The organism is Streptomyces sp. WG5 (assembly GCF_049974565.1).
In the GTDB taxonomy this organism is placed as follows: Bacteria; Actinomycetota; Actinomycetes; order Streptomycetales; family Streptomycetaceae; genus Streptomyces.
In genome coordinates this window covers 55,199-73,482 of the sequence record NZ_JBNGGC010000016.1, presented here as the reverse complement: position 1 = coordinate 73,482, position 18,284 = coordinate 55,199, and the positions used below count along the sequence as shown (strand labels likewise).

Genomic DNA, 18,284 nt, shown 5'->3' with positions numbered 1-18,284 from the left:
AGACGGGGTGCGCGGGCCACCCATCTGCTCGACGGAACACGGAAAGAGGCAGCATGAGCTCGACGAACACCCTGGAGGGACGTACCGCCGTCGTCACCGGTGCCGGGGCGGGACTCGGCCGTGCCGAGGCGCTCGCGCTCGCGGGCCTCGGCGCCAACGTGGTGGTCAACGACGTCGGCCCGGCGGCCGACGACGTGGCCGCCGAGATCAAGGCCCTCGGCGCGCAGGCGGTCGCGGTGACCGGCGACATCGGGGACTGGGCCATGGGCGACCGCCTGGTGGGGGCCGCGGTGGAGTCCTTCGGCGGCCTCGACGTCGTCGTCAACAACGCGGGCGTGCTGCGCGACCGGATGCTGTTCAACCTCTCCGAGTCCGACTGGGACGACGTCATCCGCGTCCACCTCAAGGGCCACGCCGGGCTGTCCCGCGCCGCCGCCGTGCACTGGCGCGCGGCCTCCAAGGCCCTGGGCGGTCCCGTCTACGGCCGGGTCGTCAACACCTCCTCCGAAGCCTTCCTCTTCGGCGCCCCCGGCCAGCCGAACTACTCGGCGGCCAAGGCCGGCATCACCGCGCTCACCCTGGCCACCGCCCAGGGCATGGCCCGCTACGGGGTGCGCGCCAACGCCATCTGCCCCCGTGCCCGCACCGCCATGACCGCCGACTCCTTCGGCGAGGGCGTGAACGCGCCGGGCGGCCTCGACATCATGGCCCCCGAGCGGGTCGCCACCCTCGTGGCCCACCTGGCCTCACCGGCCGCCGACGAGATCAACGGGCAGGTCTTCGTCGTCTACGGCGACATGGTCGCCCTGCTCGCACCGCCCACCGTGGAACGGAAGTTCACCGCCGCCGACGGCACCTTCACACCTCAGGAGCTCGACGCCCAGCTGACGCCGTACTTCAGCGGCCGCGACCCGTACCGCACCTACGCGGCGTACAGCGTCGCCGGACTCGACACGACGGGCACGCAGCAGGCTCCCACGAGCTGACCACCTGCCCGAGCATCCGCCTGACCACCGGCCCGACCGCCGCGCGGGCCGGTCAGTCCGCGTCCGCCTCGGGGGCGAGGAGCAGCCGGCAGGCCATCCGCAGGTCGGCGTCGGCCTCCTCCGGCGTGATCCGCTCGTTGAGCCGGGACTGCAGCACGCCGTACCAGAGCAGGGTCAGCAACCGCAGCCGGGCGACATGGTGCTCCGTGGGCCGCTCGACGTCCCAGGCCCGCAGCAGCAGGTCGAGGAACCCCGTGTCGACCCGGGCGAGATCCGGGACGGCCGAGGCGCGGGCGGCGTTCGCCGACTGGATCATCGCGGTGGCGAGAGCCGGCCGGCGCAGCAGCTTGCGGGTGGCGCCGGCCAGCGTCTCGAACACGGCGTCCTCGGGCGAGGTGTCCGCCGCCCGGCCGGGCATCTTCGCCCCGAAGCCCTGGATCTGGTCGGCCATCACCGCGGTGAACAGGTGCGTCTTCGAGGGGAAGTACCGGTACAGGGTGCCGATCGCCACCCCCGCGGACCGGGCCACCTCGTGCATCTGCACCCGCTCGAGCCCCATCTGTGCGGCGATCTCCGCCGCCGCCTTCAGAATGCTCTGCCGGCGTGCGTGCTGCCGGGGCGAACTGGGCTCGGCCCCCGCCCTGGCCTCGGCGATTCTGGGCACGCTCTCCCCTCCAGGTGCTCGGATCCCGTCAACGGCCTCCGACAATACGCGCGGCGCGCCGCCACGTCAGGTGGCGGCCGGAACGCCGTACCGGTCAGTGGGACCGCTCCCGCCCCGGCCGCCCCCCGCTCGGTCTGCTGAGGCCCCACACCACCGAGCGGCAGGAGGAGCACCCATGCGGGACGGCCGACGAGAAGGGGACGCCATCCACGACGTGATCGTCGTCGGGTCCGGCGCGGGAGCGCTGACCGGGGCCCTGACGGCAGCCGCCGACGGCCTCGACACGGTCGTACTGGAACGGACCGCGCTGCTCGGCGGCACCTCCGCGTACTCCGGGGCCGCCTGCTGGCTGCCCGGCACCCAGGTGCAGGAACGGGCGGGTCTCGGCGACTCCACCGAGGCGGCCCGCGCCTATCTGCGGGCCCTCGTCGGCGACGCCGGCGCGGAACGCCGGGAGGCCTTCCTGCGGCACGCGCCCGAGCTGGTCGCCCGGCTCGAGGACGACCCGGCCGTGGAGTTCGAGTGGCGGGCCTTCCCCGACTACGTCGCCGCGCCCGGCCGGATGGACGCCGGGCGGTCCTTCGTCCCGCTCGACCTGCCGACGGAGCGCCTGGGCGACCTGCTGCCCCTGGTCCGCCCGGCGGTCGACCGGGACCGGTCCGGCCAAGGGCACCCCGACGCGCCGCTCACCGCGGGCCGCGCCCTGATCGGCCGCCTCCTGCTCGCCGCCACCCGCACCGGGAACGCGACGGTGCGCACCGAGCACCGCGTCACCGGGCTGCTCACCGAGGACGGCCGGGTGACCGGGGTCGAGGCGCGGACCCCGCACGGCACGGTCACCCTGCGGGCCCGGTCCGGCGTGCTGCTGGCCGCCGGGGGCTTCGAGGGCGACGACGCGCTGCGCGCCGAGCACGGGGTGCCGGGCGGGGCGGCGTGGACCATGGCGCCCCGTGCGACCAACACCGGTGACCTGCTCCGCGCCGCCGTCCGGATCGGGGCCGCCACCGAGCTCATGGACGAAGCCTGGTGGTGCCCCGGCACCGAACGGCCGGACGGCACGGCCGCGTTCACCCTGGGCCTGCGCGGGGGCCTCGTCGTCGACGCCTCCGGGCGGCGCTTCGCCGACGAGTCACTGCCGTACGACCGCATGGGCCGGGCCCTCGCCGCCGCCGACGCGCCCGCCCACCTCGTCTTCGACTCCCGCGAGGGCGGTGCCCTCCCCGCCATCACCGTGCCGCCCGCCGACCCTGCGGAACACCTCGCGGCCGGCACCTGGGTACGGGCCGACTCGCTGCCGGAACTCGCCCGGCACATCGGCGTCCCGGCCGACGCGCTGACCGACACCGTGGCCCGCTTCAACGGCTTCGCCGCCACCGGCACCGACACGGACCACCACCGCGGCGAGGACCCCTACGACCGGTTCTTCGCCGGTACCCGCGACGCCCCGGGCCCCAACCCCTGCCTGGTCCCGCTCGACCGGCCGCCCTACTACGCGGCCCGCCTCGTCCTCGCCGACCTCGGCACCAAGGGCGGGCTGCGCACCGACGCCCACGCCCGGGTCCTGGGCACCGACGGCGGCCCCGTACCGGGCCTGTACGCCGCGGGCAACACCAGCGCCTCCTTCACCGGCCGCGTCTATCCGGGACCCGGCGTCCCCATCGGCACCGCGATGGTCTTCGCCTCGCTGGCCGTGCGGCACATGGCGCTCCCGGCCAGTGGGATCTCCGGCGGCGCCGCCGGCGGGGAGCGTTCTACGGTCACGGCACCGCCGGGCCAGGACTGAGAGAGGTGCTTGATGATCGACAAGAGCGTGTACGGGCCGTGGGCGGTCGTCGCGGGCGGCTCCGAGGGGGTCGGCGCCTCCTTCGCCGAGCTGCTCGCGGACGCCGGGATCAACCTGGTCCTGATCGCCCGCAAGCCCGGCCCCCTGCACGAGACGGCCGGCCGGGCGCGGGCCAGGGGCGTCGAGGTGCGCACCCTCACCCTCGACCTGCTCGACCCCGGAGCCCTGCCGGCCCTCCGCACGGTCACCGACGGCCTGGAGGTCGGCCTGCTGGTCTTCAACGCGGGAGCCAACACCTACGGCCACGAGTTCGTCACCGGCGACCTCGACCGCGTCCAGGGCGTCCTGGACCTGAACATCACCGCGCAGCTCACCCTCACCCACCACTTCGGCGCCCTGATGAGGGAACGGCGCCGCGGCGGCATCCTGCTGGTCGGCTCGCTCTCCGGCTTCCTGGGCCAGGCGCAGATCAGCGTCTACTCCGCGGCCAAGGCCTTCGGCCGCGTCTTCGCCGAGGGCCTCTGGCTGGAACTCGGGCAGTACGACGTCCACGTCCTGGAACTGGTCCTGGGAGTGACCCGGACCCCCGCGATGGAACGCGCCGGACTGCGCATGGACCTGCCCGGTCTCCGGGTCGCGGAGCCGGAGGACGTCGCCAGGGAGGGCCTGGAGCACCTCGCCGACGGGCCGGTGTGGGTCGCCGGGGAGAACGCCGGGACGGCCGAGAAGCGCAGCGGCTTCCCCCGCGCCGAGCTGGTCCTGGCCGCGCACGAGGCGTCGCGGCGGCTACTGCCGCCCTCCGCCTCCTCTGCTGTGTCCTCCTGACGGCGTGCGGCGCACCGTATTTTCTGGCGCCGCCGGTCCGCATCCTCGTACCGACCGCGTACGCCGTCCCCTCCCGGAGAGCAGATGAGCGAGACCGAGCCCCCACTGACGATCCCCGACGCCCTCGACCTCGCCGCGGTCCGCTTGGCCGACCGGGAGGCCCTCGTGGACGGCGACGTGCGGCTGACCTGGGCGCGGTTGCGCGACGAGGTGCGGGCGGCCGTGAAGTCCCTGCTCGCGCTCGGTACCCGGCGCGGCGACCGCATCGCCGCGTGGGCACCCAACAGCCACCGTTGGGTGGTGGCCGCGCTCGCCGCCGTGTCGGCGGGCGCGGTGCTGGTCCCCGTCAACACCCGCTACAAGGGCGCCGAGGCACGCTGGCTCCTGGAACGCGGCGGAGCGCGGCTGCTGTTCGTCGAGAACGGCTTCCTCGGCAAGGACTACCTGGCCATGCTGGGTGAAGGTGAAGGTGAAGGCAGTGGCGATGGCGGGCGCAACGGCAACGGCGAGCGCGAGGACGAGAGGTCCGGCGACGGCACCCGGCCGGTGCCGGCCCTGCCCGGCCTGTCCCGGGTGGTCACGCTCGACGGCACCGAACGCCCCGGCACCCTGCCCTGGGACGACTTCCTCACCTACGGCGCCCACCTGCCGGACACGGAAGTCACCGTCCGTACCGCCTCCGTCCGGCCCGACGACCCGTCCGACCTGCTCTTCACCTCCGGTACGACCGGCCGGCCCAAGGGCGCCCTGACCACCCACCGGCAGAACCTCACCACCTACCGGGCCTGGTCAGGCCGGACCGGACTCACCGGCGAGGACCGTTACCTGATCATCAACCCGCTCTTCCACTGCTTCGGCTACAAGGCCGGCATCCTGGCCTGCCTGCTGAGGGGCGCCACGATGGTGCTGCAACCCGTCTTCGACGTCCAGCGGGCCCTGGCCGCCGTCGAGGCCGAGCGGATCAGTGTCCTGCCCGGCCCGCCCACGATCTACACCGAGCTCCTGGACGCGCCGGGCAGAGAGCTCTTCGACCTGTCGTCGCTGCGTCTCGCGGTGACCGGGGCCGCCGTCGTACCGGTCGCGCTGGTGCGGCGCATGCGGGCCGAACTCTTCCCCGAGGTGCTCACCGCCTACGGGCTCACCGAGTCCTGCGGCACGGTCACCGTCTGCTCCGCAGACGACGACGCGGAGACCGTGGCGCTGACCGCCGGCCGTCCCCTCGACGGCGTCGAGGTGCGGATCACCGACGGCGGCCGGCGTCCGCTGCCCGCCGGCCGGGACGGCGAGATCATGGTCCGCGGCTACAACGTGATGCTCGGCTACCTGGACGACCCGGCGGCGAGCGCGGCGGCCGTCGACCCGGACGGCTGGCTGGCCACCGGCGACACCGGCCACGTCGACGAGCGCGGCAACCTGGTCGTCACCGGGCGCTCGAAGGACATGTTCGTGGTCGGCGGGTTCAACGTGTACCCGGCGGAGGTCGAGCAGGTACTCGCCGGCCACGACACCGTCGCGGAGGCCGCCGTGGTCGGCGTACCCGACGTGCGGCTCGGGGAGGTCGGACGGGCGTACGTGACGGCCCGCCCGGGTGCCGGGGCCGACCCCGAGACCCTCCTCGGCCACTGCCGCGAACGGCTCGCCAACTTCAAGGTCCCCCGCGAGGTCGTCGTCCTCGGGACTTTCCCGCGCAACGCCTCCGGCAAGATCGACAAGGTCGCGCTGCGGACGGAGTGAGGTCCACCGCGGACGCACCGCGGACTGAGGAACACGGCGCCGCCGGACGCCGCACGGACACGGCTCGCGAAAGCATGGAGGACGGACGATGGGCAATCAGGTTCTGGAGTCGGTGCGTGCGCTGCTGCCGGCCATCGGGAAACGGGCCGTGGCCGCGGACGAGGCGCGGCGCATACCCGAGTCCACGGTCCGCGAGCTGACCGAGGCCGGCGTCTTCCGCATGCTGCAGCCCGCCCGGTACGGCGGCCTCGAAGGCGACCCGGTCGACTTCTACCAGGTGGTGCGGGCGATCTCCGCCGTCTGCTGCTCCACGGGCTGGGTGGCGTCCGTACTCGGCGTGCACCCCTGGCAGCTGGGCCTGTTCCCGCGCCGGGCGCAGGAGGACGTCTGGGGCGACGACCCCGACACCCGCGTCTCCTCGTCGTACGCGCCGGTCGGCCGGCTCACCCCCGCCGACGGCGGCTACCGGCTCACCGGCCGCTGGAGCTTCTCCTCGGGCTGCGAGCACGCCACGTGGGCGCTGCTCGGCGCCCTGGTCGTCGGCGCGCAGGGACGGCCGGTGGACTTCCTCACCGTCCTGGTGCCCCGGTGCGACTACACCATCGAGGACGCGTGGGACGTCGTCGGACTGCGCGGCACCGCGAGCAACGACATCCTCGTCGACTCCGCCTTCGTGCCCGGCCACCGGGTCCTTCGCAACTACGAGCAGGCCCAGCTGAAGGTGCCGGGGCAGCAGGTCAACAAGGGGCCGCTGTACCGGCTGCCGTTCGGGGCGATCTTCACCAGTGCCATCACGGCGCCGGTGATCGGGGCCGTGTCCGGCGGCTACGAGTCGTACGCGTCGCTGATGAAGGAGCGGGTGCGGCTCAGCCTGGGCGGCGGCAGGTTCACCGAGGACCCCTTCGCGCAGGTCGCCATCGCGCGCGCCGCCTCCGACATCGACGCGACCGTCCTGCAGATGGACCGCAACCTGCGCGAGCTGTCCGAACTGGCCGCCGCCGGGCAGGAGATCCCCATGGAGCTGAGGCTGCGCACCCGCCGGGACCAGGTCCGGGGCACCGAGCGGGCGGTCGCCGCGATCGACCTGCTCTTCAAGACCGCCGGCGGCAACGCGCTGCGCCGCGGCAACCCCATCGAGCGCGCCTGGCGCGACGCCCACGCGGGCAGCGTCCACGTGGCCAACGACGTGGAGCGGGCCCTCGCCATGTACGGCCGCGGGGTGTTCGGCCTGACGGTCGAGGACAACCTGGTCTGAGCGAAGCCGCCCCGGCGTCCGGGAGTGGGCCCCCACGGGCGTCGTGGTCAACGCCCTGTGCCCCGGCGCGAAGAGCGCGGCCTTCCGGAGGAGGATGCGCGAGAACCCCGGGCTGGAGAAGCAGGCCGGTGGCATGAACCCCATGGGGCGGATCGGTGATCCCGACCGGGACATCGCCCCGGCGGCGCTGTTCCTCGCGGGCGAGGGGGCGCGCTACGTCACCGGCAACACGCTCTTCGTCGACGGCGGTTCCCACATCAACGGCGTCGCCTGGGCCCCCGAACTGCCGTGACCTCGATCGTGCGGAGCCCGCCACCGGGAGTTCCCGGTGGGCCGCACCGGACGGCGACGCGGTGAGTGACCGGCACGGGAGCCCGGGAGAGGGCGCGGCACTCTCCCGGGCTCCGGCACGTCCCGTCACTCCGGCCCGTTCGCGGCCTTCGCGGCGAGGAAGCGCGCCGGGTACTCGCCGCCGCCGTGCACCGCGAGGTCGGCGCCGTTGACGTAGCCGGCCAGGTCGCTCGCGAGGAACAGGCAGGCACGGGCGACGTCCGCGGGCACGGCCATCCGCTGCATCGGGATGACGCCGGCCACCGACGCCCCGCCGTCCGCGCCGTAGACGGACGCCGCGCTCTCGGTGCGGATCAGCCCGGTGGTGACGTGGTTGACCCGCACCTCGGGCGCCCACTCCAGGGCCAGTGCCTTGGTGAGGGCCAGCAGTCCGGCCTTGGCGGCCGTGTAGGCGGCGGTGCCCGGCTGCGGGTCGTGGGCGGAGACGCTGCCGATGTTGACGACCGAACCGCCGCCGCGCTGGGTGCGCATGACGCGGTGGGCCGCCTGTGCCACGTAGAACGGCGCGAGCAGGTTGAGCGCGACGACCTTCTCCACGAACCTCGGTGAGACGGTGGCGGCGTCGGCGTCCGGGGAGCCGCCCGCGTTGTTGACGAGGACGTCGAGTCGGCCGGAACGCTCCACCGTGCTGTCGACGAGCCCGGCCGCCGCCCCGGCATCGCGCACGTCGGCGGCCACGAACACCGCCTCGCGGCCCTGTGCCGAGGGCAGGCTGTCCGGCGCGTTGCGTCCGCAGACGACGACGTCGGCCCCGGCGGCGAGGAACGCCTGCGCGATGGCGGCGCCGATGCCCTTGGTGCCGCCGGTGACGAGCACCACGCGTCCCGTGAAGTCCAACGGATTGCCGATGTCCATGGATCCGGCCTCTCTGCGTGTCGAGTCTGCTCAGTGGGAGGTCAGCCCGAGCCCGGCGGCGAGCCGGGCCCGGTGCCGCGCGGGCGCGCCGAACAGCTCGCCCGCTCCGTGCGCCCGCTTGAAGTAGCGGTGCGCGTCGTGCTCCCAGGTGATGCCGATCCCGCCGTGCAGCTGGATCGTCTCGCCGGCCACCGCCGAGAAGGCCTCGGAGCAGACCGACTTCGCGACGGCGGCGGCCCGCGGCAGCGCGGCCGGGTCCTCGTCGGCGGCGAAGGCCGCGCCGAGTGCCGCCGAACGCGCCGACTCGACCAGCACGTAGGCGTCCGCGAGCCGGTGCTTGACCGCCTGGAACGAGCCGATGGGACGGCCGAACTGCACCCGGTCCCGGGCGTAGGCGACGGTGAGTTCGAGGCAGCGCCCGGCGGCGCCCACCTGCTCCGCGGCGAGCGCCGCGCAGCCCAGGTCCCGCACGTGCGCGAGGGTCCGCTCCCCGTCGCCGTCCACACCGATCAGGCGCCCCTCGGCGCCGTCCAGGACCCACCGTGCCTGGCCGCGGGTGCCGTCCATGGTGACGGCGGGCGTGCGGTGCGCCCCGGGCGCGTCCACCGCCACTTCGAAGAGGGAGACACCGGCCGCCGTACGGGCCGCGACGAGCAGCAGGCCGACGCCGGGCCAGTCCAGTACGTACTCCTTGGTCCCGGTGACCCGCCACGCGCCGTCCGGTCCGGGCAGGGCCTCGGCACGCACGGCCGCCGCGTCCCAGGAGCCCCGCTCGGCCCAGGCCAGGGCGCCCACCGAGCGGCCCTCGGCGAGCGGCGGCAGCAGGCGCCCGCAGGCCTCCTTGTCACCGGAGGCCAGCAGCGCACCCGCCGTGAGCACCGCCGAGCCGAGCAGCGGCAACGGACTCAGGCCGCGGCCCAGTTCCTCCATCAGTACGTGGACGTCGCGGGCGCCGCCGCCCGCGCCCCCGTACTCCTCGGGCACGGCCAGCCCGGCCGCGCCGATCTGCTCGGCCAGCGGCTCCCAGGCCGCGGCCCCCTCGTGCCGGGTCAGCAACGACCGTACGGCCGACCGCAGCTCTTCCTGCTCCTCCGTCAGCCTCATCGGGCTGCTCCCCTCGGTGTGGCGCGCGCTGCCGCGCGCGTCAGGCGGCCAGTACGCGGGCCCGGCAGGCGGCCGGGGTGCCCCAGGCGTCGCGCAGCGGGCGGGTCTTGCGGATCCATAGGGACAGGTCCAGTTCGTCGGTGTAGCCCACCGCTCCGTGCAACTGGAGGGCCGTGCGCGCGGCCCGGTGGGCGGCCTCGCCGGCCGTGACCTTGGCGGCGGCGATCTCCCGGCCGGCCCGTGCGGAGCCGGCGGCGAGCGCGAGCGCGGCGCCGTGCACCAGGGGCTCGGCGAACTCCAGGGCGACGAGGGTGTCCGCCAGCCGGTGCTTGACGGCCTGGAAGGAGCCGACGGCCACGCCGAACTGGGTGCGCTGCTTGACGTATTCGACGGTACGGGTGAGCAGCGCGCGGCCGACGCCGAGGGCCTGGGCCGCGGTGGCGAGCGCCGCCACGTCGGCCGCGTGCGCGGCGGCGGCGGTCACGGCAGGCCCCTCGGCGAGGACCGTCCCGCCGGACACCCGGAACAGGCGCCGTCCCGGGTCTGCCGAGGGTTGGACGGGACCCGCCGTCCCGGCGACGCGCAGCACGTCGCCGTCCACGACGAAGACCGCGTCGGCGACGTCGGCGTCCAGGGCGTACGGGCCGAGACCGGTCAGGCGGAGGGAGGCGACGGTCTTGCCGGCGGCGATGCCGGGCAGGTGCGCGTCGGCCGCTCGGGCGTCGCCCTGGCCGTTCAGCCCGCCCGGCCCGTTCAGGCGGTCCAGCAGGGCAGCCGCCGCGACCGTCTCGACCAGGGGGCCGGGGACCGCGTGGCGGCCCAGCTCGGTGAAGGCGACGGTGAGTTCGAGGGGCAGGAAGCCGAAGCCGTCGTACCGCTCCGGCACGGCGAGCGCGAACACCCCCGCGCCCGCCAGCCGCCCCCAGACCGCCCGCCCGGGAGCGTGCTCACCGGCGGCCCAGGACCGGATCGCGGCCGGCGTGTCGCAGGAGGTGAGCAGTCCGTCGAGGGAACGGGCGAACTCCCGCTGCTCGGCGTCGAGGAGGAACCGCATCACCGGCGTCCCTTCGGCAGGCCGAGCAGGCGCTCGGCGATGATGTCGCGCTGGATCTCGTTGGTACCGGCGTAGATCGGACCGGCGAGGGCGAAGGTGTACCCCTCGGCCCAGGCGCCGTGGGCGGGTGACTCCTCGGCGTGGTCGGCGAGTTCGCCGGACGGGCCGAGCAGGTCCAGTGCCGTCTCGTGCAGGGCGATGTCCAGTTCGGACCAGTAGACCTTGTTGAGGCTGGAGGCGGCGCCGGCCGGTCCGTCCTCGTCGTGCAGGACGCGGGAGGCGCCCGCGTAGGAGAACAGCCGGTAGGCGCGGGCGCCGATCACCGCGTCGGCGACCCGGTCGCGCAGCGCGGTGTCCGCGGGGTCGGCGTGCTCGCGCCACAGCGCGGTCAGCCGGTCGGCGGCGGCCGTGAAGCGCCCCGGGCTGCGCAGGGTGAGCCCGCGCTCGTTGCCGGTGGTGCTCATCGCGACCCGCCAGCCCTGGCCGGGCTCCCCGATCACGTCCTCGTCCGGCACGAACACGTCGTCCAGGAAGAGTTCCGCGAAGGCCGGCCGGCCGTCGAGGCGCCCGATCGGCCGCACGGTGACACCCTCGGCGTCCAGCGGGAACATCAGGTACGTCAGCCCGTGGTGCGGCTTTCCGGCGTCCGGGTCGCTGCGGAAGAGGCCGAAGGCCCGGTCGGCGAAGGCGGCCCGGGACGACCAGGTCTTCTGGCCGCTCAGCAGCCAGCCGCCGTCGGTGCGCCGGGCCGTCGACCTCAGCGAGGCCAGGTCGGAACCGGACTCGGGCTCGGACCAGGCCTGCGCCCAGATGACCTCGCCGCGTGCCATCGCGGGCAGGATCCGGGCCCGCTGCTCGGCGGTGCCGTGTTCGAAGAGGGTGGGGGCGAGCAGGTTGATGCCGTTCTGGCTGACCCGCCCGGGGGCGCCGGCGGCGTAGTACTCCTCCTCGAAGACCAGCCAGCGCAGGATCGAGGCGCCCCGCCCGCCGTACTCCTCGGGCCAGGACACCACCGACCAGCGGTCGGCGGACAGCTCGGCCTCCCACTCCCGGTGGGCGGCGAAGCCCTCGGCACTCTCCAGGGACGGCAGGGGAGTGGCCGGCACGTGAGCCGTCAGCCACTCGCGGACCTCGGCGCGAAACGCCTCGTCCGCCTCGCTGAAGTCGAGGTCCATCAGCCGCCCGCCTTCTTCATCGCGCGGATGTCCATGCCGCCGAGCGCGTCCGGCGCGGTCTCGGCGTTGTGGGCGTGCGCCAGGTGGTGCAGGCCGAACACCGAGTCCAGGCCGGTGTGCAGGCCCTGGAGGTCCTCGGCCTGGTTGACGGCGCGCTTGGTCAGGGCCAGCCCGAGGCGGGGCATCTCGGCGATGCGCAGCGCCAACTCCTCGGTCTGCTGAGCCAGTTCCTCACGGGGGACGACCCGGTTGACCATGCCGACCTCGTACGCGCGCCGGGCGCTCATGCGGTCGCCGGTGAAGAGGAACTCCTTGGCGACGCGCGGTGGCATCACCCACGGGTGGGCGAAGTACTCGACACCCGGGATGCCCATCCGCACCACCGGGTCGGCGAAGAACGCGTCCTCGGAGGCGACGATCAGGTCGCACACCCAGGCGAGCATCAGCCCGCCCGCCACACACGCGCCCTGCACGGACGCGACGACCGGCTTGGGCAGCTCACGCCAGCGGCGGCACATGCCCAGGTACACCTCGGACTCGCGGGCGTAGCGGCTCTCCGCGCCCCCCTTGTCCGAGTGGTCCCACCACAGTCCCGCCCGGCGCTCGAACGGCAGGTGGGCGTCCCGCTCGGGGGTGCCTATGTCGTGGCCGGCGGAGAAGTGCTTGCCCGCCCCGGCCAGGACGACGGCCTTCACCTCGTCGTCGTCGGCCGCGCGGTAGAACGCCCGGTCCAGGGCGTAGGTCATCGCGGAGTTCTGGGCGTTGCGGTAGTCGGGCCGGTTCATGGTGACCGTCGCGACCGGGCCCCGCTTCTCGTAGCGCACGGGTGCGTCGAGTTCAGGGGGTGCGTCGGGTCCGTCGTGGGCAGCAGGCATCTGCCCTCCTTCCCTAACAAGTGTTTGGTAGATTAACGTAACGGCATGAGCAGCGTCGAGGAGTTCCGCGCCGAGATCCGCGGCTGGCTGGCCGCCAACCTCACCGGCGCCTTCGCGAGCCTGCGCGGCCGCGGCGGACCCGGTCGTGAGCACGAGGTCTTCGCCGAACGGCTGGAGTGGGAGCGGCACATGGCCGCCGCCGGCTGGACGTGCGTCGGCTGGCCCGAGGAGTACGGCGGCCGGGGCGCGACCATCGAGCAGCAGGTCGCCTTCCACGAGGAGTACGCCCTAGCCGACGCGCCCGCCCGGGTCAACCACATAGGCGAGCAGCTGCTCGGCCCGACCCTGGTGGCCTTCGGCACCTCCGGGCAGCGGGCCCGCTTCCTGCCGCCGATCGTCGCGGCGGAGGAACTGTGGTGCCAGGGCTACAGCGAGCCCGACGCGGGCTCCGACCTGGCGAACGTACGGACCCGGGCCGTGCGGGAGGGCGACGACTGGGTCGTCACCGGGCAGAAGACCTGGACGTCACTCGCTCACGAGTCGCAGTGGTGCTTCGTTCTCGCCCGCACCGAGCCCGGATCGTCCCGCCACCAGGGCCTGTCGTACCTCCTGGTCCCGCTTGATCAGCCGGGCGTCGAGATCCGGCCCATCACCCAGCTGACCGGCACGTCCGAGTTCAACGAGGTCTTCTTCGACGGCGCCCGCACCCGGGCCGAGCACATCGTCGGGGCCCCCGGCGACGGCTGGCGCGTGGCCATGGCCACCCTCGGTTTCGAGCGCGGCGTCTCCACCCTCGGCCAGCAGGTCGGCTTCCGGCGCGAACTGGAGACGCTGATCGAACTGGCCAGGCGCAACGGCGCGGCGGAGGACCCGCTGATCCGCGACCGGCTCGCCCGCGCGTGGACCGGCCTGGAGACCATCCGCTGCAACGCCCTGCGCATGCTCGACGGCGTCGCCGTCGGCGCGCCCGGCCCGGAGGCGTCCATCGGCAAGATCTTCTGGGCCACCTGGCACCGCGAACTCGGCGAACTCGCCATGGACGTCCGCGGCGCGGACGGCATGCTCGCGGCGGGGAAGCCCTACGACCTCGACGACGGGCAGCGGCTGTTCCTCTTCTCCCGCTCCGACACCATCTACGCCGGGTCCAACGAGATCCAGCGCACCATCATCGCCGAGCGCGTCCTCGGCCTGCCCAAGGAGGCCCGCCCGTGACCCCCCAGGCCCCGCCCCACGTACCGGGGCACTCCCTCCTGGCCGGACGCACCGCAGTGATCACCGCCGCCGCCGGCGCCGGGATCGGCGGCGCCACCGCCCGCAGATTCCTTCAGGAGGGCGCCCGGGTCGTCATCGGCGACGCCCACGAACGGCGCCTCCAGGAGAGTGCCGCCGCGCTCGCCGAGGAGTTCGGCGCCGGCAACGTCGCCGGGCTGCCCTGCGACGTCACCGACGAACAGCAGGTCGACGCCCTGTTCGCGCTCGCCGCCGAGCGCCACGGCGGCCTCGACGTCGTCGTCAACAACGCCGGCCTCGGCGGCACGGCCGACCTCGTCGACATGAGCGACGACCAGTGGTCCAAGGTCCTCGACGTCACCCTCACCGGCACCTTCCGCTGCACCCGCGCCGCCCTGCGCCGCCTCAGGGAACAGGACGGCGGGGGTGTCGTGGTCAACAACGCCTCCGTCATCGGCTGGCGGGCCCAGCGCGGCCAGGCCCACTACGCCGCGGCCAAGGCCGGGGTCATGGCCCTCACCCGCTGCGCCGCCCTGGAGGCCGCGGACTTCGGCGTACGGGTGAACGCCGTCGCCCCGAGCCTCGCCATGCACCCGCACCTGGCGAAGGTGACCACCCCCGAACTCCTCACCGAGCTCACCGAACGCGAGGCCTTCGGCCGCTACGCCGAGCCGTGGGAGATCGCCAACGTCATCGTCTTCCTGGCCAGCGACTACTCCTCGTACATGACCGGTGAGACCGTCTCCGTCAGCAGTCAGAGAGCATGACGGGATGAACAGCGACTCCTCCGCCTCCGCACCGTCCACGTCCTCCGCCGCGCGCCGCGCCGAGATCCTGGCCACCGCCGCCCAGGTCTTCGCCGACCAGGGCTACAACGCCACCACCGTCCGCCGCATCGCGGACGCCGCCGGGATGCTCGCGGGCAGCCTCTACTACCACTTCGACTCCAAGGAGTCGATGCTGGACGAGATCCTCTCCGCCTTCCTGGACGAACTGTGGGCGGGCTACGACACCGTCCTCGCCGCCGGACTCGGGCCGCGCGAGACCATCGAGGCCCTCGTCACCGAGTCCTTCCGGCAGATCGACCGGCACGGGCCCGCGGTCGCCATCTACCAGAAGGAGTCCAGGCACCTCTCCGCCCAGCCGCGCTTCGGCTACCTCGCCGATTCCCAGGCCAGGTTCGAGAACGCCTGGCTGCGCACCCTGGAACGCGGGGTCACCGAGAAGGTCTTCCGCGGCGACCTGGACGTCCGGCTCGTCTACCGGTTCGTGCGCGACACCGTGTGGGTGGCCGCCTCCTGGTACCGCCCCGACGGCACCCACAGCCCGGAGGAGATCGCCCGGCAGTACCTGTCCATGGTCCTGGAAGGCATCACCCCGCGCACCTGACACCCGTCATCCCGGCACCCGCCGTCCCGGCACCCGCCGTCCCGTTCACGGACATACCGTTCACGAAGGAGCAGTCATGGCCGAGGCCTACATAGTCGAAGCGGTCCGCACCCCGGTCGGCCGGCGCAACGGCGGACTCAGTGCCGTCCACCCCGCCGACCTCGGCGCCCATGTCATCAGGGCGCTCGTCGAACGCGCCGGCGTCGACCCGGCCGCCGTGGACGACGTCGTCCTCGGCTGCCTGGACACCGTCGGACCGCAGGCCGGGGACATCGCCCGCACCGCCTGGCTCGCGGCGGGCCTGCCCGAGGAGGTGCCCGGCACCACCGTCGACCGGCAGTGCGGCTCCTCCCAGCAGGCCGTCCACTTCGCCGCGCAGGGCGTGCTCTCCGGCACCCAGGACCTGGTCGTCGCGGGCGGCACGCAGAACATGTCGATGATCCCGATCGCCTTCGCCGGCCGCCAGGCCGCCGAACCCCTCGGCCTCACCGACGGCCCCTACGCGGGCTCGGCGGGCTGGCGCGCCCGCTACGGCGACGCGCCCGTCAACCAGTTCCACGGCGCCGAACTCATCGCCGAGACGTGGGACATCTCCCGCGAGGACATGGAGCACTTCGCGCTCCGCTCGCACCAGCGGGCCCTGCGCGCCATCGACGAGGGCCGCTTCGACCGCGAGACCGTCGCGTACGGCGACGTCACCACCGACGAGGGCCCGCGCCGCGACACCTCGCTGGAGAAGATGGCCGGCCTCAAGCCGGTGGTGGAGGGTGGCCGGCTCACCGCCGGGGTTTCCTCCCAGGTCTCCGACGGCGCCTCCGCGATGCTCATCGCCTCGGAGCGCGCCGTCGCCGAACACGGCCTCACCCCCCGGGCCCGCGTCCACCACCTGTCGGTGCGCGGTGAGGACCCGATCCGGATGCTGTCCGCGCCGATCCCGGCGACGGCGTACGCGCTGAAGAAGGCCGGGATGTCCATCGACGACATGGACCTGGTCGAGATCAACGAGGCGTTCGCCCCGGTCGTCCTGGCCTGGCTGAAGGAGACCGGCGCCGACCCGGACCGGGTCAACGTCAACGGCGGCGCCATCGCGCTCGGCCACCCGCTCGGCGCGACCGGCACCAAGCTGATGACGACCCTGCTGCACGAGTTGGAGCGCACCGGCGGCCGCTACGGCCTCCAGACCATGTGCGAAGGCGGCGGCCAGGCCAACGTCACCATCATCGAACGCCTCTGACCGGGCGCGGGTGCCGGGGGTCCCGTACGCGCTCCGCTTGACCTTGACACGGTGACAAGGCCTTCACTGGGTCGTGGAGGTGGTCCCGATGACCCTGCCGGAACAGGACACGAACACGCCGCGAGCCCTGCGCGGCCTGGAGGACGGCCGTGCGTCGGTGCGGCTGCGCACGGCGATGGCGGTCGGTACGTCCCCCGACCCGCGGTACGTCGGCGGGCTCGTCGAACGCTGCGCGACCGAGCCCGACTTCCAGGTACGGGAGATGCTGACGTGGGCGCTCACCCGGCACCCGGCGTCCACGACGGTCCCGAGGCTGATCGACGAGGTGCGGTCACAGCGCGCGCAGGCACGCGGCCAGGCCCTGCACACCCTGTCCAAGATCGGTGACCGCCGGGCGTGGCCGGCCCTCACCCCCTCGCTGCTCGCCGACACCGACGACGAGGTGGCCCGGAGCGCCTGGCGGGCGGCGGTCGTGCTCGTGCCCGACGGCGGGGAAGGCGAGCTGGCGGACACGCTGTCGACCCAGCTCGGGCGCGGTGAGCGGGAGACGCGGCTGAGCCTCAGCCGGGCACTGGTCGCGCTCGGTGAGGTGATCCTGCCGGTGCTGCGCGCGGCGATGACGGACGCGGACCCGGACGTGCGCGCGCACGCGATCGCCACGGAACGGCTGCTGCGCGACCCCGACGCCGGGTTCGGGTTCGCGCTCGACGAGGCGAAGCGCGTCGTCGCCCTCGGCCCGTACGGCCAGGAGGGGTGACGGGCGGTGCTGATCGGTGAGGTGGCACGGAAGTCGGGGGTCAGCGCCCGCATGCTCAGGCACTACGAGTCGCTGGGCCTGGTGCGGCCCACGGGACGGACCGGGGCCGGATACCGGGAGTACTCCGGCGAGGACTGCCGGCGTGTCTTCCACATCGAGAGCCTGCGATCCCTGGGGCTGTCCCTGCGCGAGGTCGGTCGCGCGCTCGACGACCCCGGTTTCCTGCCGTCCGAACTCGTCGAGGACCTGATCCGGCGGACGCGGGAACGCATCGCGGCCGAGACGGAGCTGCTCACCCGGCTCCGTCGGATCGGTACCGCGGAACCCGCCGACTGGGAGGACGTCCTCGAGGCCGCCGCGCTCCTGAAGGCACTGGGGTCGCCCAGCGCGGGCATGCGCCAGAGCGCGGCCCTGGCCTCGGCCGAAGAAGTTCCGGTGCCCACGGAGGCACTGGTCGAGGCGGTGCTCAACGAGACGGACCCGAACGTCGCCGGAGCCCTGCGCTGGGCTCTGGCGCGATCGGACGGGCGCGGGCTGGCCCTGCTGGCGGAGGGGCTCGGCTCCCCCGTGGCCGAGGTGCGGGGGCGCGCGGTCCGGTCCATCACCGAGTTCCCGGACGACGCGGCGACCGCACTGCTGCGGGACGCGCTCGCCCACCCGGACCTCGCGGTCCGCCGGTACGCGGCCCTGGAACTGGGGGCCCGCGGGGAGGCCGACGCGGTCCCCACCCTCGTCGACATGGTGGCCGAGGGCGCGAACGACGTCGACGCGGCGGACGTCCTGGGCACGCTGGCCGGTCGCCCCGAGTTGGCGGGCCGGATCGCCACCGGGCTCGTCGACCGCCTCACCCACGGCGCCGCGGAGCCGTCCGTGCGCCGACGGCTGACCCAGGCGCTCGCCGACGTCCCGGGAGCCACGACGTCACGCGCCCTCGCGGAGCTGACGCACGACGAGGACCGCGCCGTCGCGCTCACCGCGGCCTACCTGCTGGGCAGACGCGGCGCGCGGTGACG

General features: G+C 74.1%; 17 protein-coding genes and 1 pseudogene. 12 read left to right on the top strand and 6 right to left on the bottom strand.

Going from position 1 to position 18,284, the window contains the following annotated elements; genetic code table 11:
* Positions 1–53 precede the first annotated feature (53 nt).
* Entirely contained in the window at positions 54–986 is a 933-nt protein-coding gene (locus tag ACP4IX_RS18760) for a 3-oxoacyl-ACP reductase (RefSeq protein WP_426521649.1), read from the top strand.
* A 52-nt stretch (positions 987–1,038) separates the two neighbouring features.
* On the opposite strand, the gene ACP4IX_RS18755 is transcribed toward ACP4IX_RS18760, so the two are convergent.
* Entirely contained in the window at positions 1,039–1,650 is a 612-nt protein-coding gene (locus ACP4IX_RS18755) for a TetR family transcriptional regulator (protein WP_426521648.1), read from the bottom strand.
* Positions 1,651–1,825: 175 nt separating this feature from the next.
* Here ACP4IX_RS18755 and ACP4IX_RS18750 point away from each other — a divergent pair, with 175 nt between their 5' ends.
* From ACP4IX_RS18750 to ACP4IX_RS18730, 5 genes and pseudogenes are all read left to right on the top strand, one after another.
* Positions 1,826–3,433: an FAD-dependent oxidoreductase gene (locus tag ACP4IX_RS18750; RefSeq protein WP_426521647.1), complete on the top strand. Its 1,608-nt coding sequence runs from the start codon at positions 1,826–1,828 to the stop codon at positions 3,431–3,433.
* A gap of 12 nt (positions 3,434–3,445) precedes the next feature.
* A complete protein-coding gene (locus tag ACP4IX_RS18745) occupies positions 3,446–4,258 on the top strand; it encodes an SDR family NAD(P)-dependent oxidoreductase (protein WP_426521646.1) in 813 nt (270 codons plus the stop codon).
* An 84-nt stretch (positions 4,259–4,342) separates the two neighbouring features.
* A complete protein-coding gene (locus ACP4IX_RS18740) occupies positions 4,343–5,992 on the top strand; it encodes an AMP-binding protein (protein ID WP_426556158.1) in 1,650 nt (549 codons plus the stop codon).
* A gap of 88 nt (positions 5,993–6,080) precedes the next feature.
* Positions 6,081–7,247, top strand: coding sequence for a 3-hydroxy-9,10-secoandrosta-1,3,5(10)-triene-9,17-dione monooxygenase oxygenase subunit (gene hsaA, locus ACP4IX_RS18735; RefSeq protein ID WP_426521644.1), 1,167 nt, complete (start codon positions 6,081–6,083; stop codon positions 7,245–7,247).
* Between the two features lie 31 nt (positions 7,248–7,278).
* Positions 7,279–7,539, top strand: a pseudogene (locus ACP4IX_RS18730) (SDR family oxidoreductase); the annotation flags it as partial.
* Between the two features lie 125 nt (positions 7,540–7,664).
* On the opposite strand, the gene ACP4IX_RS18725 reads toward ACP4IX_RS18730, so the two are convergent.
* The 5 genes from ACP4IX_RS18725 to ACP4IX_RS18705 are packed head-to-tail and all read right to left on the bottom strand — an operon-like array spanning position 7,665 to position 12,661.
* On the bottom strand, positions 7,665–8,453 hold the full coding sequence (locus ACP4IX_RS18725) for an SDR family oxidoreductase (RefSeq protein WP_426556157.1): 789 nt from the start codon (positions 8,451–8,453) through the stop codon (positions 7,665–7,667).
* A 30-nt stretch (positions 8,454–8,483) separates the two neighbouring features.
* Positions 8,484–9,557 carry an acyl-CoA dehydrogenase family protein gene (locus ACP4IX_RS18720; RefSeq protein ID WP_426521642.1) on the bottom strand — a complete coding sequence of 358 codons (1,074 nt, stop codon included), beginning with the start codon at positions 9,555–9,557 and terminating at the stop codon, positions 8,484–8,486.
* Positions 9,558–9,597: 40 nt separating this feature from the next.
* Positions 9,598–10,611, bottom strand: coding sequence for an acyl-CoA dehydrogenase family protein (locus tag ACP4IX_RS18715; protein WP_426521641.1), 1,014 nt, complete (start codon positions 10,609–10,611; stop codon positions 9,598–9,600).
* Positions 10,611–11,786, bottom strand: a complete 1,176-nt coding sequence (locus ACP4IX_RS18710) for an acyl-CoA dehydrogenase family protein (RefSeq protein ID WP_426556156.1) — start codon at positions 11,784–11,786, stop codon at positions 10,611–10,613. The genes ACP4IX_RS18715 and ACP4IX_RS18710 overlap by 1 nt, the downstream gene beginning before the upstream one ends.
* Positions 11,786–12,661 carry an enoyl-CoA hydratase gene (locus ACP4IX_RS18705; protein ID WP_426556155.1) on the bottom strand — a complete coding sequence of 292 codons (876 nt, stop codon included), beginning with the start codon at positions 12,659–12,661 and terminating at the stop codon, positions 11,786–11,788. Before ACP4IX_RS18705 ends, ACP4IX_RS18710 begins: the two co-directional genes overlap by 1 nt.
* A gap of 45 nt (positions 12,662–12,706) precedes the next feature.
* On the opposite strand from ACP4IX_RS18705, the gene ACP4IX_RS18700 reads away from it, so the two are divergent.
* The 6 genes from ACP4IX_RS18700 (at position 12,707) to ACP4IX_RS18675 (ending at position 18,282) form a co-directional block, all read left to right on the top strand.
* On the top strand, positions 12,707–13,873 hold the full coding sequence (locus ACP4IX_RS18700; protein WP_426556154.1) for an acyl-CoA dehydrogenase family protein: 1,167 nt from the start codon (positions 12,707–12,709) through the stop codon (positions 13,871–13,873).
* Positions 13,870–14,658: an SDR family oxidoreductase gene (locus tag ACP4IX_RS18695; RefSeq protein ID WP_426556153.1), complete on the top strand. Its 789-nt coding sequence runs from the start codon at positions 13,870–13,872 to the stop codon at positions 14,656–14,658. Before ACP4IX_RS18700 ends, ACP4IX_RS18695 begins: the two co-directional genes overlap by 4 nt.
* 4 nt (positions 14,659–14,662) lie before the next feature.
* Entirely contained in the window at positions 14,663–15,280 is a 618-nt protein-coding gene (locus ACP4IX_RS18690; protein WP_426521636.1) for a TetR/AcrR family transcriptional regulator, read from the top strand.
* 76 nt (positions 15,281–15,356) lie between these two features.
* Complete coding sequence (locus ACP4IX_RS18685) at positions 15,357–16,514, top strand: acetyl-CoA C-acetyltransferase (protein WP_426521635.1); 1,158 nt, start codon at positions 15,357–15,359, stop codon at positions 16,512–16,514.
* A gap of 88 nt (positions 16,515–16,602) precedes the next feature.
* A complete protein-coding gene (locus ACP4IX_RS18680) occupies positions 16,603–17,271 on the top strand; it encodes a HEAT repeat domain-containing protein (RefSeq protein WP_426556152.1) in 669 nt (222 codons plus the stop codon).
* Between the two features lie 6 nt (positions 17,272–17,277).
* On the top strand, positions 17,278–18,282 hold the full coding sequence (locus ACP4IX_RS18675) for a HEAT repeat domain-containing protein (protein WP_426556151.1): 1,005 nt from the start codon (positions 17,278–17,280) through the stop codon (positions 18,280–18,282).
* Positions 18,283–18,284 lie beyond the last annotated feature (2 nt).

Coding starts and splice junctions, on each gene's coding strand:
- ACP4IX_RS18710 (WP_426556156.1), bottom strand. CDS start 11,786: ATGGACCTCGACTTCAGCGAGGCGGACGAGGCGTTTCGCGCCGAGGTC.
- ACP4IX_RS18750 (WP_426521647.1), top strand. CDS start 1,826: ATGCGGGACGGCCGACGAGAAGGGGACGCCATCCACGACGTGATCGTC.
- hsaA (WP_426521644.1), top strand. CDS start 6,081: ATGGGCAATCAGGTTCTGGAGTCGGTGCGTGCGCTGCTGCCGGCCATC.
- ACP4IX_RS18720 (WP_426521642.1), bottom strand. CDS start 9,557: ATGAGGCTGACGGAGGAGCAGGAAGAGCTGCGGTCGGCCGTACGGTCG.
- ACP4IX_RS18740 (WP_426556158.1), top strand. CDS start 4,343: ATGAGCGAGACCGAGCCCCCACTGACGATCCCCGACGCCCTCGACCTC.
- ACP4IX_RS18705 (WP_426556155.1), bottom strand. CDS start 12,661: ATGCCTGCTGCCCACGACGGACCCGACGCACCCCCTGAACTCGACGCA.
- ACP4IX_RS18725 (WP_426556157.1), bottom strand. CDS start 8,453: ATGGACATCGGCAATCCGTTGGACTTCACGGGACGCGTGGTGCTCGTC.
- ACP4IX_RS18745 (WP_426521646.1), top strand. CDS start 3,446: ATGATCGACAAGAGCGTGTACGGGCCGTGGGCGGTCGTCGCGGGCGGC.
- ACP4IX_RS18680 (WP_426556152.1), top strand. CDS start 16,603: ATGACCCTGCCGGAACAGGACACGAACACGCCGCGAGCCCTGCGCGGC.
- ACP4IX_RS18690 (WP_426521636.1), top strand. CDS start 14,663: ATGAACAGCGACTCCTCCGCCTCCGCACCGTCCACGTCCTCCGCCGCG.
- ACP4IX_RS18760 (WP_426521649.1), top strand. CDS start 54: ATGAGCTCGACGAACACCCTGGAGGGACGTACCGCCGTCGTCACCGGT.
- ACP4IX_RS18700 (WP_426556154.1), top strand. CDS start 12,707: ATGAGCAGCGTCGAGGAGTTCCGCGCCGAGATCCGCGGCTGGCTGGCC.
- ACP4IX_RS18715 (WP_426521641.1), bottom strand. CDS start 10,611: ATGCGGTTCCTCCTCGACGCCGAGCAGCGGGAGTTCGCCCGTTCCCTC.
- ACP4IX_RS18685 (WP_426521635.1), top strand. CDS start 15,357: ATGGCCGAGGCCTACATAGTCGAAGCGGTCCGCACCCCGGTCGGCCGG.